This is a genomic window from Uliginosibacterium aquaticum, from assembly GCF_012972705.2.
GTDB classification, from domain to species: Bacteria; Pseudomonadota; Gammaproteobacteria; order Burkholderiales; family Rhodocyclaceae; genus Uliginosibacterium; species Uliginosibacterium aquaticum.
Map to the genome: position 1 here is coordinate 70,113 of NZ_JABCSC020000005.1, position 13,740 is coordinate 83,852.

Sequence of the window (13,740 nt, forward strand, 5' to 3'; positions counted from 1 at the left end):
GGTGTGGCAGGGAGCAGGGATCAGTGTGCCTCAGGCATCACGATGTTGACCTCGAGCACCTCGTAATTTCCTTTTTTCTCCAGCTGCACCTTGATGTCGTCGGCGTTGACCTTGACGTATTTCGAGATCACCGCGATCAGTTCTTTCTGCAGTTCAGGCAGGAAGTCCGGTGCGCCGGCTTCGTCGGCGCGCTGGTGGGCAATCACCAGGGTCAGGCGTTCCTTGGCAAGCTGAGCCGTTTTCGGTTGGGTGCCGCCGAAAATCTTTTCAAGCCAGCTCATCTCAGGCTCCTCCGAAAATACGCTTGAGCAGACCCGGCTTCTCATAGGTCACGAAGCGCATTTCGCGCTCTTCGCCGAGGAAGCGGGAAACGACGTCCTGATAGGCTTCGGCGGCTTCGGATTCCTTGGTGTGGATCACCGGAGCACCGGAGTTGGATGCCTGAAGAACGGTTTCGGACTCCGGGATGACGCCCAGCAGCGGAACCCGCAGGAGTTCCTGCACGTCCTTGTAGGAAAGCATTTCGCCTTCTTCAACGCGGCGCGCTGAGTAGCGGGTGACGACCAGATGCTCCTTGACGGCCTCGCGGCCTTCCTTGGCGCGGCGGCTCTTGCTCTGCAGGATGCCGAGGATGCGGTCGGAGTCGCGGATCGAGGAGACTTCCGGGTTGGTGACGATCAGGGCTTCGTCGGCGAAGGTGAGCGCCATGATGGCGCCATGTTCGATGCCGGCAGGCGAATCGCAGATGACGTAGTCGAAACCCATGTGCTCGAGCTCCTTGAGTACCTTTTCGACGCCTTCTTCGGAGAGCGCATCCTTGTCGCGGGTCTGCGAGGCGGGCAGCACGAAGAGGTTTTCGCAGTGCTTGTCCTTGATCAGGGCTTGATGCAGATTGGCTTCGCCCTGGATGACGTTCACGAAGTCATACACCACGCGGCGTTCGCAGCCCATGATGAGATCCAGGTTGCGCAGGCCGACGTCAAAGTCGATCACGGCGGTCTTGAAACCGCGCAGCGCGAGGCCGGAGGCGAAACTGGCGCTGGTGGTGGTCTTGCCCACCCCTCCCTTGCCGGAGGTTACGACGATGATGCGGGTGGTCACTGGGTTTCTCCCTGGTTTGTTTGTTGTGTTCAGTCGAGCTTGAGCGGATCGAGCACGAGTGCGGCCTTGTCGTCCTCGCCGCGCAGCTGCGCCTGCGTCGGTTTGCCGGCGATTGCTGCGGGAATGCCTTTTTCGAAGGTGCGGAATACGCCTGCCACCGAGATGAGTTCGGGGCCGAAATTGGTGGTGAAAATGCGTGCCTGACGATTTCCGGCCGCGCCGGCGATGGCACGGCCACGCAGGGGGCCGTAGCAGTGGATGCTGCCGTCGGCGATGACTTCCGCGCCATTGCTGACCGCCCCAAGGATCACCAGATCGGCGCCCTTGGCGTAGATCTGCTGGCCAGAGCGGATGGTGCGGTCAACCACCATGGTGCCGACGGACGGGGGCAGGGAATCTGCCGGTGCTGGTGCTGCACCGGTGCTGCCCACTGCCGGCTCGGCCATCACTTCTGCCACGGGCGCCGCAACGGGATGGACGGTCGTGGCTGCTTTGAGCTTGGCGGCTTCATCGCCGAGTACCGCGAGGCCGGCACGGCGGGCAGCATCGTGCAGATGTTCGGGAGCGCCGCGCAGGGCTACGGGCTGCAGACCATAGCGGCGCAGCAGGCTCTGCAGGCCGCTCCAGTCCACGCGGTCCGGCAGGCTCTTGGCCTGGCTGATATCGATGATCGTAGGCTCGCCGGCGAAAAATTCGCCCATGCCGCCCAGCATCACTTGCAGGGCGTCGGCCAGGCGAACGTTGTCGACTTCGCGCAGCACGGCGCTCATCGCGGTGAGCGTACCGGCCTTGAATTCAATGGGTTTTGCCATGAACGGCATGAAATCCGGCTGTAATCAAGCGCCCGAGTCTACTTTTTGGGGGGCTTGCCGGCAAGCCGGATCTGCAAACGGCATACCCGCGTTTGTGACTTTATCCCGGCAGGGCCCGCAGGAATTGCCCGACCAGCTCGAAACCGCGTTCAAAAACCAGCTGCATGGCCGGTGCTAGGGCTTCAAGCGAGACGATCATCACGATCAGCCCGACTGTGGAGGTGACCGGGAAGCCGATGGCGAAGATGTTGAGCTGCGGCGCAGCGCGCGTGAGTACGGCCAGTGAGATATTGGTGATGAGAAGCGCAGCGATGATCGGCAAGGCCAGCAGCAGGCCACTCGAGAACGCCAGGGTGACTACGCGCAGCAGTCCCAGCCAGGGCTTGTCGGTCAGCTTCACTCCGCCGATGGGGGCCAGCTCGAAGCTGCGGATCAGAACGTCGACCAGCAGCAAGTGGCCATTGAGCGCGAGGAATACCAGAATCGCCAGCAGACCGAGGAATTCGCCGAGCACGGCAGTCTGCGCGGAAGTGTCCGGATCGAAGAAGGTGGCAAAGGAGAGGCCCATCTGCAGGCCGATGATTTCGCCGGCGATATCCAGCGCGGCCATCACGATGCGCATGGTGAGGCCCATGGCGCTGCCGATCAGGATCTGCTGCACAAAAAGTGCGATGCCTGCCCAGCTTCCGGGAGCCATGGCCGGCGGGGGGGGGAGCATCGGGGCGATGGCAACGGTGAGAACCACACCAATGGCGAGCCGGATTCGTAGTGGCGTGGCGCGGCTGTTGAAGATCGGTGCTGCGCTGACCATGCCGAGCACCCGGGCGAGCGGGTACATCCAGGCCAGCAGCAAGGCATCGAGCTGGGCTGCGGTGATCGTCAGCATGATGCGGGAGCTAGCCGATCAGGCTCGGGATGGCCCCGTAGAGACGGCGGATATAGTCGGTGAGCATGGTGATCATCCATGGGCCGGCCAGGATGAGGGTGACGAACATCACGATCAGCTTTGGCACGAAGGATAGGGTCTGCTCGTTGATCTGGGTGGCGGCCTGAAGGATGCTGATGATCAGGCCAGTGATCAGGGCGGCTGCAAACATTGGAGCAGCAACGATCAGCGCCACTTCGAGTGCGCTGCGGCCGATTTCCATTACGGTGGCTGGGGTCATGGCGGTCTCCTTGCGCTAGCCGAAACTTCGCACCAGCGACGAAATCAGCAGATTCCAGCCATCCACCAGCACGAAGAGCATGATCTTGAAGGGCAGGCTGACGATGACAGGCGACATCATCATCATGCCCATCGACATCAGCACCGAGGCCACGACCAGGTCGATGATCAGGAAGGGGATGAAGATGATGAAGCCGATCTGGAAGGCTGTTTTGAGTTCGCTCGTGACGAAGGCCGGCACGATCACCCGCATCGGTAGGTCGGCGGCCTTGTCCACTTTCGGCACTTTGGCGAGCTGAGCGAAGAGCGACAGGTCCGGTTCGCGGATCTGCGCCAGCATGAAGGCCTTCATCGGCACGGACGCGCGTTGCACCGCCTCGTCGAACTGGATGCGGTTTTCCGCCAGTGGCCGGTAGGCCTCGTCATACACCTTGTCCAGTACCGGAGACATAATGAAAAAACTCAGAAACAAGGCCAGACCCAACAGGACCTGGGTGGGGGGGGTGGTCTGGGTGCCCATGGCGTGGCGTAGCAGGGATAGGACGATGATGATGCGGGTAAAGCAGGTCATCATCAGGATCACCGCCGGCAGGAAACTCAGCGCCGTGAGCATCAGGACTGTTTGTACCGGCAGGCTGTAAGTCGTGCCGCCCCCCCCCGAAGGCGTACTGGTGAGCGCCGGAATGCCCTGGGCCTGGGCCAGCGCCGGCAGGATCAGGAGCAGCAGGGCGAGCGCGCGTTCAGCTTTCATGGCGACGCTCCAGCATCTGGCGCAAGCGTCCGGCAAACTCGCTGCCGGGCAAGGGACCTGGCGTTGTGGCCGGGGGAAGATCGCTGGCATCGAGACTATGCAGGGCGTTGATGCGGCCAGGCGTGACGCCCAGCACCAGCACCTGTTTGCCGACTTCCAGCAATACGACTTTCTCGCGCGTGCCCACCGAGATTGCGCTGCGGATGTGCATCAGGCTGCCCTGGCCGGGCCGCCGGCCTTGCAGGCGCTTGAGCATGATCAGCGCGCCAAGCAGCACCAGTAGGGTGGCGCCCAGCCCGAGCAGCATCTGCAGCAGGCTGGTGGCAGGTGTCGGCAGCGCATCAGCGGCAAAAGCCGGGCTTGGCAGGAGTAAGAGGACGAGCAGGCGCAGGCTCACGATGTGCAGACGAAGTGGGAATGTCTGCAGCTTAGGGCGGCCGGGCTTGGAGTCAGCAGCGGAAAAGCCGCGGAAAAGGGCGGCAAATTCTGCCGACTTGCCTTGCGAATGCCGTTCGGGCTGTAAAGAGCCCTAAAGAATGTCAGGTCTCTGTCCGAAAACAGGAGAGGGAGCAGGGATTCCGGCGAATGGCGTCGACCTTGTCCTGCTGTCAGGTCCGGGCGGGTCGGCAGCCAATTTTCGGGGCGGAATATTCAAGCAGATGAAAGCACTGGTTATCGACGACACGCTTACCAGTTCTACCGTGATCAGCCATCAGCTGCGCAAGATGGGTATCGAGGCTCTGACGGCTGCGGATGGTGCGACGGGCATCGAGCTGTTCAAGGAGCACCGGCCAGATCTGGTATTGCTGGACGTGATCATGCCCGGCATTGATGGATACGAAACGGCCAAACGCATGCGTCAGCTTGAGCGCGATGGTGAATGGACGCCCATCATTTTCCTCACGGCACGTACCAATGATGAAGACCTTGAGCGTGGCATTGCCGTGGGTGGCGATGATTATCTGGTCAAGCCGGTCTCCGAGATCGTGCTCAATGCCAAGGTCCGGGCCATGCAGCGTATTGCCCAGATGCGCTATTCGCTGGTGGTGCTCACCCGCCGCCTGGACGAGGCCAATCGCGAACTGCTGAGACTCTCTTCGGTGGATGGGCTGACCGGCATCTCTAATCGCCGTCAGTTCGATGAATTTCTGCAACGCGAATGGGCACGCGGCGTGCGCTCGGCTGCGCCCTTGTCCTTGCTGATGTGCGATGTGGATAGCTTCAAGCAGTACAACGATTTCTATGGTCATCAGACTGGAGACGAATGCCTGCGCAGCGTGGCGGCTGTGCTCAAGGAGGGCGCACGACGTCCTGCAGATATGGCTGCGCGCTACGGCGGAGAGGAGTTTGCGGTGATCCTGCCGGATACTGCGCTGGACGGCGCGCTGCAGGTTGCGGAGGAGTTGAGGCTGGGCGTTGAGGCGCTGGCCATTCCACACGGAGTTGCGGAGCTGGGGCTGGTCTCGATCAGTATTGGTGTCGCTTGTACCATCCCGCGTCGTGAGCGTGGCACCGCCGAACAACTTCTGGGAGACGCCGATAGCGCGCTCTATCAGGCCAAGCAATCGGGGCGTAATCGTGTTATGCCTTATTCGGGAGAAGAGCAATGAGCCTGCAAAACCGTTTTGCCGGCCTGAGCGTGGTGATCATTGATGACAACGACACCACTCGGGCCATGTTGCGCAGCATCCTGCGCGCGGAGGGTATTGACGTAGTGGGGGAGGCCAAGGATGGGGAGGCGGGGGTGGCGCTGGTGCGCAAGCTGCGCCCGGGGCTGGTGTGCCTGGACGTGATGATGCCGAACATATCGGGCATCGAGGTGCTGGCCCAGATCAAGGCCGAGATGCCGGATGTGCGGGTGCTCATGGTGACCGGCTCGACGGATCGCGACACCGTTCAGTCCGCTATTCAGGGCGGTGCTTGTGGCTACCTCGTGAAACCCTTCAACGGCGCCAAAGTGATTGCCTCCATCGAAGGTGCAACCGGGCGCAAGCCCCGAGGGTGATTAGAAACTGTCTTTCCAGCCTCGCAAGGTGGAGAACACCTCCAGTGGCTCCTCAAGGGAGTGACCTGCCCGGGCTTCAGCGGCTTGCCGTACCGCAGGCTGATCACAGCGCAGGAATGGATTGGTTTCAAGCTCGTCCCGCAGGTGTGACGGGACGGTTGGATGAGCTTCGCTACGAAGTGTTTCGCAGTGGGCGCGGCGTCGGGTGATTGCGAGGTTGGTAGGTTCGACGGCGGCCGCAAATGCCAGATTGGACAGCGTGTATTCATGCGCGCAGCAGATGCGGGTGTCGCCGGGTAGGTTTGCCAGCATTTGCAGTGACGCATGGAGTTGAGGTGCGGTACCGCCCAGCAAACGGCCACAGCCGCCGGCAAAAAGCGTGTCACCGCAGAACAGTGCGCCTTGCCATAGATAGGCGATGTGTTCCTCGGTATGGCCGGGGGTTGCAAAGATCTCGGCCAGGCCGGGCAGCCCAGCCAGTTCAATCATTTCACCGCCTCGCAGTGGGTTGGTCACTGTCGGGATGGCTGGGCTGAGTGGCCCCAGAACCGGGCAGGATCTCGTCGTCAGCAGCTCGGCTACGCCGCCCTGGTGGTCAGCATGGCGATGGGTGAGCAGGATGCCGCCCAGGACGAGTCCTTCGCGGGCGAGGAAGGCCTCGGCTGGCGCTGCTTCGCCCGGGTCGACCAGCCAGCAGCACGTGCCGCTGCACAGTGCCCAGATATAGTTGTCGCGCAGGGCAGAAACGGGAACAATCCGCAGGGTCATCTTCTCCATGCCTTTATTCTACGAGGCTTGCCGCATGTCGCTGAGCAATCTCGGTCAATGGTTCGAAACGCCGCGTGGGCTTTATCTGCAAGCCTGGGAGCAAAGCCAGTTCGATCAGCGTGTGGCGGATATTTTCGGCTTCAATGCGGTGCAGATCGGATTGTGCGGGCAGGGCTTCCTGCGCGCCAACCGTATGCCGCACCGTCTGCACTGCAATGTCTGTCGTGACCCGGGCGAGCCCGGTGCGCTGCAGGCAGCCGTCGAAGAGCTGCCTTTTGCTTCGCAAAGCCTGGATCTGGTGATCCTGCCGCATGTGCTGGAGTTCGCTAGTCACCCGCATCAGGTCTTGCGCGAAGTGGAAAGGGTGCTGCTGCCCGAAGGCCACCTGCTGGTCAGTGGCTTCAATCCGCTGAGCCTGTGGGGTCTGCGGCGCAGTTTCTCGGGGCACATGGGTGAAATCCCGTGGACCGGCCAGTATCTGTCGGTGTCGCGCCTGAAGGATTGGCTGAGCCTGCTGGGCCTCGAAGTGCATGATCTGCAATACGGCTGCTACGCGCCGCCCCTGGCGAGCGAAGTGTGGCTGCGGCGCTGGTCATTCATGGAAGCGGCTGGCCGTCATTGCTGGCCGATCGCTGGCGGGGCCTATGTGCTGCATGCCGTGAAGCGGGTGCAGGGGCTGCGTCTGATCATGCCGCGCTGGCGTCAGCTGAAGGCAAGCAAGAAAGGCATGGCTGTGGTGACACAGAAAAACCCACACCAGGATTCAGAATGGAACATGTAGAAATCTTTACCGATGGCGCTTGCTCGGGCAATCCCGGCCCCGGCGGCTGGGGCGCCATCCTGCGCGCGGGTACTCACGAGAAGGAGCTGTGGGGTGGCGAGCCCGCCACGACCAATAACCGCATGGAAATGCTGGCGGTAATTCGGGCACTGGCTGCACTCAAGCGGCCGGTGACGGCGCGCGTGCACACCGACTCCCAGTATGTGCAAAAGGGGATGACCGAGTGGCTGCAGGGCTGGAAGAAACGCGGCTGGAAAACTGCTGGCAAGGAGCCGGTGAAAAATGAGGACCTGTGGCGCCTGCTGGACGCAGAGGCGGCGCGCCACCAGCTGGAATGGGTGTGGGTCAGAGGCCACGCTGGGCATACCGAAAACGAGCGCTGCGACGAGCTGGCCCGCCTCGGGGTGGAGGCGGTGCGCAAGAGTGGCAAGGCCGTAGAGCCGGTCTAGGGGCTGTCGGCATACATTCGATCTGCCGAATGTATGCCGACAGATCCTAGCGCAGTGCGACTTTCGCGGGCTCGCGCCCGCGCATCAAACGATGGAGCTGGCGTGCCGGATCCTGTTCGATTGGCTTGCCTGCCTGATACAGGGCCACCACCTGCAGGCCCTGGCCATCGAGCGCGCGTTCGGCTACCTGATCCGGGCTGATGGTGGCGCGCCCCATGGCGCGTGAGGTCGGCCAGCTCATCTCGGTGAAGACCTGATAGACCAGTTCTGAGCAGACGATGCGATCAGTGCTTTCGACGTCGAAATTGAAATCATAAGGTTTGCCGATCTGGCGGAAGGCGCGCAGCACGCGCTGGACCTGAGCTTCGCGACTGGCTGCTGGATCGCGCAGGGCGAGCAGATCGTCCACATTCATGAAATGCGCCAGGGTGCTGGCGGTCACGCCGGGGCGCAGCGCCTCGATCACTGAGCGCCCGTTGCGGATGGAGGCCTGGTGGGGGCGCAGCACGGGGTGATCCCATACGCCCAGTTCACGCAGTTCCGCTTCGTTACCGACCCAGATTGCGACATGCCCCCAGTAGCCGGGGATCAAAGCGTCGGTCAGGCGGAAGGGCGTCTTCTCCAGGAGGATGTCACCCGCCTTGAGCTGGCTGAGTAATTGGGTGCGTGCGCTTTGATTTTCGTGCAGATAGCCCTGGCGGGTTTCGATCACACCAATGGCGTTGCCGAAGAGCATCGAGAACATGCCCATGCCGTCTTTTCCAAGGCGGCGCACCTGGTCGCCGGTGAGCTGGTTGAAGAGGCCGATGCGATTGAGTACGCGTCCGGCCACGCTGCTTTCCTGTATCCGGACGAAGGAAGGGCTCTGTTCGACCAGCCCGGCAAGGTAACGCTCTTCGCTACTGGGCAGACTGTCGCGCTGAGGGCGGATCTCGCGCTGGTAATGTTCGATGGCGCGCCGTACACGCTGGCGCTTGGCTTCCGAATGGTAGCCACGCTGCGCTTCGCGCATCTGCCCGGGCGACAGACCCCAGCCTGGGTCGGCCTGGTCCACGATGCGCCGAAGGGCGCCGTCCTGTTCATAGAGGGATACGGCGAGCAGGTAGTTGTCGTAGAGCAGCAGGGCTGCGGCCAGTGCCATCATTACGCCTTCATTGCGCGCGCGCTGGAATTCCGCACGTGTTCTCAAGGCAGGTGCGAGCGGTTCGAGCCAGCATTCGTTGTGCTCGGCTATCTGCAGCAGGCGCTCGCGCAACTTGATATGGGCGAGGGTGGCGAGGCGAATGTTTTCGAGATTGGCGCCACTCAGGGGCTCGCCGCGTTCGCGCTTGTCACGCAGGACGATGGCGCCGCGGATCAGTTTTTCACGCTCGGCGAGGGCCTCTTCCGCCAAGGGCTGGAAGGCTTCGATGCGCTCGCGGAATACGGCCTGGACGGCGTCGGCAGCGAGTGGCTGCAGCGTTTCGATCTCCTGTGCAGCGCAGCTCCCGGCCGCTGCAGCGGCGGCTGGCAGACTGAGCAGACTGATGCAGGCAAGGATCAGGCAGGGTAGGTGGGGCAGGCGCACGAGAAGGTCTCCAGCATCGGGGCGAAGAAGCATAAGCCGCTGGCACACGACTCGCCAAGCCTTGCCCGTCGGATCAATCGCGGCGGAATTCAAAATGCGCGCTGGCGTGGCGGCCGGCATCATCGACCACACTGAGGCGGTGCTCGCCCGGGGTGCTCAGGCGCAGCAACAAATTGCCGTCAGTGCTGGCCGGGCGCAGCAAGGCACCGTCAAGCAACCAATACACGCGCCCGCTTGCGCCGCTGGCATGCAGGCTCAGCTCGGCTTCGCGCCTGCCTGGAGTAGCCCGCAGGCGTGCGCCGCTGGCAATGCCGTGTAGTCGTAAGGGGCCGACTCCGAGTGCCTGACGGCAAGCAGGGTCCCATTCGAGGACTGACTGGCGGGCCGGGCTCAGCCAGGGTTCGAGATGCGCGGGCCAGCGCAGGATCTCGCGGGTTTGGGCACTTGGCTGGCAGGCCGGGCTGGTGCGCAGGCCGTTGAGCGGGTTGATCCAGGCCGTTTCGACCAGGCCCGGGCGGGCATCGCGTTCCGGCAAGGTCGGCGGGATGGCACCGGCCAGTATCCAGGCGGTGCGCTTTTCAGGGCAGTATTCCGCCGGTGTGGCATCAAGCGCGGTGCCCAGCGGCCAGCAGATGGTTGCGGTGCTGACGCTGGCGGGCCGCTGGCGCGGCGTGGCAGGCCCAGCGGGCAGGGCGGCAATCAGCTCGCGCAGCAGTGGGGCGGCGATGTTGGCGCCGAAGAAACCCGGATTAGGTGTGCCATCCGGGCGTCCCACCCATACGCCGACGGTATGGGAATCACTCACCCCGATCGCCCAGGCGTCGCGGAAGCCGAAGCTGGTGCCGGTCTTCCAGGCCAGGCGATGAGTCGCGCCTTCGTGAAAGGGGCGATCCGGATGGCCGCCGGTTTCGAGGATGTCGCGCACGATGAAAGCCGCGCCCTCGCTCATGATGCGCCGCTCGATGCGGGGTGCCTCAGGGGTGAGGCGAGGCTGGCCGCTGAGCCCGCCGGCGGCCAGGGCACGGTAAGCGCCGACGAGTTCCTCCAGGCGTGCGCCGGCGCCGCCCAGGATGATCGACAGGTTCGGTTCGCTGCCGGCAGGCAAGCGCAGTGGCAGCCCTCCGTTATGGAGCAGGGCAGCGAAGCGCTGCGGGCCAAGACGGTCGAGCAGGTCGACTGCCGGCACGTTGAGTGAGCGTTGCAAGGCTTCGGCCACGCTGACCGGACCTGAGAAGTTAGCCTGGAAGTTGCCCGGCTCGTAGCCAGCGAAGGATTGCGGTGCGTCGCTGAGCAGACTTTCGGAATGGACTAGGCCTTCATCCAGCGCCATCGCATACAGGAAGGGCTTCAGAGTGGAGCCAGGCGAGCGCAGGCCACGCACCATGTCCACATGATTGAAGCGCTGGGCATCGCTGAAGTCTGCCGAACCTGCGTAGGCACGCACCTCCAGGCTGGCCGTCTCCATCACCAGCACCGCCATCGACACACGTGGTGGCAGTTGTTCAACGCGATCCAGCAGCAGACGCTCGACCGTACTCTGGGTTTCTGCATCTAGCGTAGAACGGATGAGCGGGGCATGGCCGCCTGCATATAACTGGCGTAGACGCTCGGCGGCCAGCGGCGCTACCCAACGCGCGCGCAGCGGATTCACACCGACACGTTCGATCCGGGCGTCCTCCACCGCGGCTGGCGTCCATACGCCAAGCTCCGCCATCCGCTTGAGCACCTTGTCGCGTGCTTGCTGGGCTTTTGCAGGGAAGCGGTCCGGGCGCAGGCGCGAGGGAGCCTGGGGCAGTACGACCAGTAGGGCGGCCTCGGCGGCACTTAGATGTGAGGATGGCTTGCCCAGATACATCCGGCTGGCCATTTCCACGCCCTCAACGATGCCGCCCATCGGAGCACGATTCAGATACAAGCCTAGAATCTCACGCTTCGAGAAATGCAATTCAAGCTGCAGCGCGCGCAGGATCTGGCGTAGCTTGCCGCCAAGGCTGCGACCTGGCGGCTCGATGATGCGGGCTACCTGCATGCTCAGCGTGGAGCCACCCGAAATGATGTGGCCGTGCCTTGCCCATTGCAGGGCGGCGCGTAGCAGGGCGGCCGGATTTACACCCGGATGGTAGTGGAACCAGCGATCCTCGTAGCCCAGCAGGGCTTCCAGATAAAGCGGCGAGACCGCCTCAATGGCAACAGGGTGGCGCCAGATGCCGTCGCGCCCGGGCCAGCTGCGCAGACTGCTGCCATCGCTGGCCAGTACGACCTGAGCGGATTCGTTACGTGGCAGCGGCAAAGGGAAGAGCTGATCCGCCAGGAGACCGAGGGTCAGCAGCAGGGCCAGGCCACCGCGCAGCGGATGGCGGCGCAGCCAGGCGAGGCTTTGACGAAGAAGGGTGCGCAGGTGCAGGAAGTGGGGCATGAAAAGAAATGCCGGCGTGAGCCGGCATTTGCTTCAGAGCGATGCGGTTTATTGCAGGTGGATATCCACGCGGCGTGCTTCCTGCATATCAGCGGTGTCGGTGAGCTGCTCCGGCTTGCGCAGCACGATGCGCTCTGCCGGCACGCCGACCCCGATCAGGGCTTTCTGGGTTGCCATGGCGCGCTCCTTGGCCAATTCAGCGTTCTTGACTGGATCGCCGGAGGGATCGTGAAAACCGGAAATCAGCACCTGCGCCTTCGGATTGGCCGCGATTTTTTCCTTCAGGGTCTGGATGGCTCCACCGGCCTCTTCGGGCAATTCGTCGCTGCCGAGATTGAAGTAGATGCGTGCCACCGGCTCGCCCTGCGGTATGCCGGCTTGGGTTTTGACCGATACATTCCGGTAGCCGGGTGAGGTGGTGTAGACACCGAAACTGATCACTGCCAGCACGCAGGCCAGTACCAGGCCGCCAATCAGTACGACGAGCCCGATCTGTTCATCTTTCTCCATGTTCTCTCCGGGAAAAATTCTTTTTTTGAAGACGCGAAGGATACGCGCAACTCATTTCGTATGCACATTCAGGAGCCAGCGCTCATACAGATGTTCGGCAACGGCGCGCATCGCCGGCAGCTTGCTTGGTAGCTCGGCGAGCAAGGCGCTGCGGCTCTGCACCGGGGCGGGAGAGGTGGGCTCCACCGCTAGATCATGGGACCATTCTGCAGCCCAGCTTGTGATCAGGCTTTCGGTCATCTCCACATGGCATTGCATGCCGAGATGTGGCCCCAGGGCAAAGGCCTGATTGGCGCAGAAGGCGCTGGAGAAAAGTGGCACAGCCGCAGCCGGGAGGGTGAAGGTCTCGTTGTGCCAGTGAAAACTGTCAAAGTCCGACAACTCTCCCAGCCAGTGGCGAGCGGTGGCGTTGACCGCAAGCTCTACCCGGCCCCAGCCGATCTCACGCTGCGGATTGCGTGTCACCGTGCCGCCGAGTGCCTTGGCCATCAGCTGCCCGCCAAGGCAGTGTCCGATAACCGGGATGTCCAGGGCTACGGCTTCGCGGATCAGGGCCAGCTCCTGCGTGATCCATGGCAGCTCATCATTCACGCTCATTTCGCCGCCCATGAAGCACAAACCTGCAAAGGGCGCAGCTGAATCCGGCACGGTTGCGCCCTGGTCTATGCGAATGTGCTGCCAGGGCAGCTTGCGGGCGTCGAGGAAGCTGGCAAAATGGCCGGGCCCTACCAGCGGGCTGTGCTGGAATACTGCGATGGGTTTCATGATGATGACGATGCTGCGCTGCGCAATGGCAATGATTCTAGCGATTTTGGCTGGGCATGCGGTGGCAGCCGAGGTGGCTTTGGTGGGGGTGTTGGGCAGCAAGGCCTTGCTGGTGATCGATGGCGGTGCTCCGCGTACCCTTGCCGTGGGGCAGCTCGTTGGCGATGTGAAGCTCCTGAGTGTGAGCAGCGATACCGCCGAGATCGAGATTCGCGGCCAGCGCTCGCGCTTGCGGATGGGCGACTCTCCCGTCAGCGTGGGTGAGCGAAACAGTGCTGCCAAGCAGGTGACGCTGGTCTCTGATGTCCGGGGGCACTTCAGCACCTCTGGCAGCATCAATGGCGCCAATGTGACTTTCCTGGTTGATACGGGAGCCTCTTCGGTCGCGATGGGGGCGTCTACCGCAATGGCTGCCGGTATCGATTTTCGCAAGGGCGAGCCGGGTATGGCCGGTACTGCCAATGGTGTGGTGCCGATGTGGCGGGTACGGATCCGCAATGTGCGAATCGGTGACATTCTCCTCAACGATGTTGAGGGCGCCGTGATGCAGGTAGATATGCCTTATGTGCTGCTCGGGATGAGTTTTCTGAACCGGATGGAAATGCGCCGGGATGGCAGCACCATGGTGCTGACCCAACGTTACTGACGGT

At 62.8% G+C, this 13,740-nt stretch carries 17 protein-coding genes; 5 read left to right on the forward strand and 12 right to left on the reverse strand.

The window, feature by feature from the left end; all coding sequences use genetic code 11:
• Nucleotides 1-20: 20 nt before the first annotated feature.
• From minE to fliO, 7 genes are all read right to left on the reverse strand, one after another.
• Nucleotides 21-281: a cell division topological specificity factor MinE gene (minE, locus tag HJ583_RS17065; RefSeq protein ID WP_101943932.1), complete on the reverse strand. Its 261-nt coding sequence runs from the start codon at nt 279-281 to the stop codon at nt 21-23.
• Between the two features lies 1 nt (nt 282).
• A complete protein-coding gene (minD, locus tag HJ583_RS17070; protein ID WP_101943931.1) occupies nt 283-1,101 on the reverse strand; it encodes a septum site-determining protein MinD in 819 nt (272 codons plus the stop codon).
• Nucleotides 1,102-1,130: 29 nt separating this feature from the next.
• Entirely contained in the window at nt 1,131-1,913 is a 783-nt protein-coding gene (minC, locus tag HJ583_RS17075) for a septum site-determining protein MinC (RefSeq protein ID WP_170023048.1), read from the reverse strand.
• A 100-nt stretch (nt 1,914-2,013) separates the two neighbouring features.
• Nucleotides 2,014-2,799 carry a flagellar biosynthetic protein FliR gene (gene fliR / locus HJ583_RS17080; RefSeq protein ID WP_170023049.1) on the reverse strand — a complete coding sequence of 262 codons (786 nt, stop codon included), beginning with the start codon at nt 2,797-2,799 and terminating at the stop codon, nt 2,014-2,016.
• A gap of 10 nt (nt 2,800-2,809) precedes the next feature.
• Complete coding sequence (gene fliQ / locus HJ583_RS17085; RefSeq protein WP_101943928.1) at nt 2,810-3,079, reverse strand: flagellar biosynthesis protein FliQ; 270 nt, start codon at nt 3,077-3,079, stop codon at nt 2,810-2,812.
• A 15-nt stretch (nt 3,080-3,094) separates the two neighbouring features.
• On the reverse strand, nt 3,095-3,829 hold the full coding sequence (fliP, locus tag HJ583_RS17090) for a flagellar type III secretion system pore protein FliP (protein ID WP_170023050.1): 735 nt from the start codon (nt 3,827-3,829) through the stop codon (nt 3,095-3,097).
• On the reverse strand, nt 3,819-4,226 hold the full coding sequence (gene fliO, locus HJ583_RS17095; protein ID WP_170023051.1) for a flagellar biosynthetic protein FliO: 408 nt from the start codon (nt 4,224-4,226) through the stop codon (nt 3,819-3,821). The genes fliP and fliO overlap by 11 nt, the downstream gene beginning before the upstream one ends.
• Before the next feature lie 262 nt (nt 4,227-4,488).
• Between fliO and HJ583_RS17100 the strand changes: the two genes are divergently transcribed.
• Both HJ583_RS17100 and HJ583_RS17105 read left to right on the forward strand, forming a co-directional pair.
• Nucleotides 4,489-5,439: a diguanylate cyclase gene (locus HJ583_RS17100; protein WP_170023052.1), complete on the forward strand. Its 951-nt coding sequence runs from the start codon at nt 4,489-4,491 to the stop codon at nt 5,437-5,439.
• The gene (locus HJ583_RS17105) at nt 5,436-5,834 is read left to right on the forward strand and encodes a response regulator transcription factor (RefSeq protein ID WP_170023053.1); all 399 of its coding nucleotides are present in this window, start codon (nt 5,436-5,438) and stop codon (nt 5,832-5,834) included. Before HJ583_RS17100 ends, HJ583_RS17105 begins: the two co-directional genes overlap by 4 nt.
• Here the strand turns inward: HJ583_RS17105 and gloB are convergent, their stop codons facing one another.
• Nucleotides 5,835-6,611 carry a hydroxyacylglutathione hydrolase gene (gene gloB, locus HJ583_RS17110; RefSeq protein WP_217423491.1) on the reverse strand — a complete coding sequence of 259 codons (777 nt, stop codon included), beginning with the start codon at nt 6,609-6,611 and terminating at the stop codon, nt 5,835-5,837.
• A 25-nt stretch (nt 6,612-6,636) separates the two neighbouring features.
• On the opposite strand from gloB, the gene HJ583_RS17115 reads away from it, so the two are divergent.
• Nucleotides 6,637-7,383 (forward strand): class I SAM-dependent methyltransferase, encoded by a 747-nt coding sequence (locus HJ583_RS17115; RefSeq protein WP_170023054.1) that lies wholly within the window; start codon nt 6,637-6,639, stop codon nt 7,381-7,383.
• Complete coding sequence (rnhA, locus tag HJ583_RS17120; protein ID WP_101943917.1) at nt 7,371-7,832, forward strand: ribonuclease HI; 462 nt, start codon at nt 7,371-7,373, stop codon at nt 7,830-7,832. The genes HJ583_RS17115 and rnhA overlap by 13 nt, the downstream gene beginning before the upstream one ends.
• A 46-nt stretch (nt 7,833-7,878) precedes the next feature.
• On the opposite strand, the gene HJ583_RS17125 is transcribed toward rnhA, so the two are convergent.
• The 4 genes from HJ583_RS17125 to HJ583_RS17140 form a co-directional block, all read right to left on the reverse strand.
• Nucleotides 7,879-9,399 (reverse strand): YiiX/YebB-like N1pC/P60 family cysteine hydrolase, encoded by a 1,521-nt coding sequence (locus HJ583_RS17125; RefSeq protein ID WP_170023055.1) that lies wholly within the window; start codon nt 9,397-9,399, stop codon nt 7,879-7,881.
• A gap of 73 nt (nt 9,400-9,472) precedes the next feature.
• The gene (gene pbpC / locus HJ583_RS17130; protein ID WP_170023056.1) at nt 9,473-11,815 is read right to left on the reverse strand and encodes a penicillin-binding protein 1C; all 2,343 of its coding nucleotides are present in this window, start codon (nt 11,813-11,815) and stop codon (nt 9,473-9,475) included.
• A gap of 48 nt (nt 11,816-11,863) precedes the next feature.
• On the reverse strand, nt 11,864-12,325 hold the full coding sequence (locus tag HJ583_RS17135) for an OmpA family protein (RefSeq protein WP_170023057.1): 462 nt from the start codon (nt 12,323-12,325) through the stop codon (nt 11,864-11,866).
• A gap of 51 nt (nt 12,326-12,376) precedes the next feature.
• Nucleotides 12,377-13,090, reverse strand: coding sequence for a type 1 glutamine amidotransferase (locus HJ583_RS17140; protein ID WP_170023058.1), 714 nt, complete (start codon nt 13,088-13,090; stop codon nt 12,377-12,379).
• 31 nt (nt 13,091-13,121) lie between these two features.
• On the opposite strand from HJ583_RS17140, the gene HJ583_RS17145 reads away from it, so the two are divergent.
• On the forward strand, nt 13,122-13,736 hold the full coding sequence (locus HJ583_RS17145) for a retropepsin-like aspartic protease family protein (RefSeq protein WP_235943910.1): 615 nt from the start codon (nt 13,122-13,124) through the stop codon (nt 13,734-13,736).
• Nucleotides 13,737-13,740: the final 4 nt, after the last annotated feature.

Excerpts from the sequence above, each read along its gene's own strand:
- minE (WP_101943932.1), bottom strand. The coding sequence starts at position 281 with ATGAGCTGGCTTGAAAAGATTTTCGGCGGCACCCAACCGAAAACGGCT.
- minC (WP_170023048.1), bottom strand. The coding sequence starts at position 1,913 with ATGGCAAAACCCATTGAATTCAAGGCCGGTACGCTCACCGCGATGAGC.
- fliR (WP_170023049.1), bottom strand. The coding sequence starts at position 2,799 with ATGCTGACGATCACCGCAGCCCAGCTCGATGCCTTGCTGCTGGCCTGG.
- fliQ (WP_101943928.1), bottom strand. The coding sequence starts at position 3,079 with ATGACCCCAGCCACCGTAATGGAAATCGGCCGCAGCGCACTCGAAGTG.
- fliP (WP_170023050.1), bottom strand. The coding sequence starts at position 3,829 with ATGAAAGCTGAACGCGCGCTCGCCCTGCTGCTCCTGATCCTGCCGGCG.
- HJ583_RS17100 (WP_170023052.1), top strand. The coding sequence starts at position 4,489 with ATGAAAGCACTGGTTATCGACGACACGCTTACCAGTTCTACCGTGATC.
- HJ583_RS17105 (WP_170023053.1), top strand. The coding sequence starts at position 5,436 with ATGAGCCTGCAAAACCGTTTTGCCGGCCTGAGCGTGGTGATCATTGAT.
- gloB (WP_217423491.1), bottom strand. The coding sequence starts at position 6,611 with ATGGAGAAGATGACCCTGCGGATTGTTCCCGTTTCTGCCCTGCGCGAC.
- HJ583_RS17115 (WP_170023054.1), top strand. The coding sequence starts at position 6,637 with ATGTCGCTGAGCAATCTCGGTCAATGGTTCGAAACGCCGCGTGGGCTT.
- rnhA (WP_101943917.1), top strand. The coding sequence starts at position 7,371 with ATGGAACATGTAGAAATCTTTACCGATGGCGCTTGCTCGGGCAATCCC.
- pbpC (WP_170023056.1), bottom strand. The coding sequence starts at position 11,815 with ATGCCCCACTTCCTGCACCTGCGCACCCTTCTTCGTCAAAGCCTCGCC.
- HJ583_RS17135 (WP_170023057.1), bottom strand. The coding sequence starts at position 12,325 with ATGGAGAAAGATGAACAGATCGGGCTCGTCGTACTGATTGGCGGCCTG.
- HJ583_RS17140 (WP_170023058.1), bottom strand. The coding sequence starts at position 13,090 with ATGAAACCCATCGCAGTATTCCAGCACAGCCCGCTGGTAGGGCCCGGC.
- HJ583_RS17145 (WP_235943910.1), top strand. The coding sequence starts at position 13,122 with ATGATTCTAGCGATTTTGGCTGGGCATGCGGTGGCAGCCGAGGTGGCT.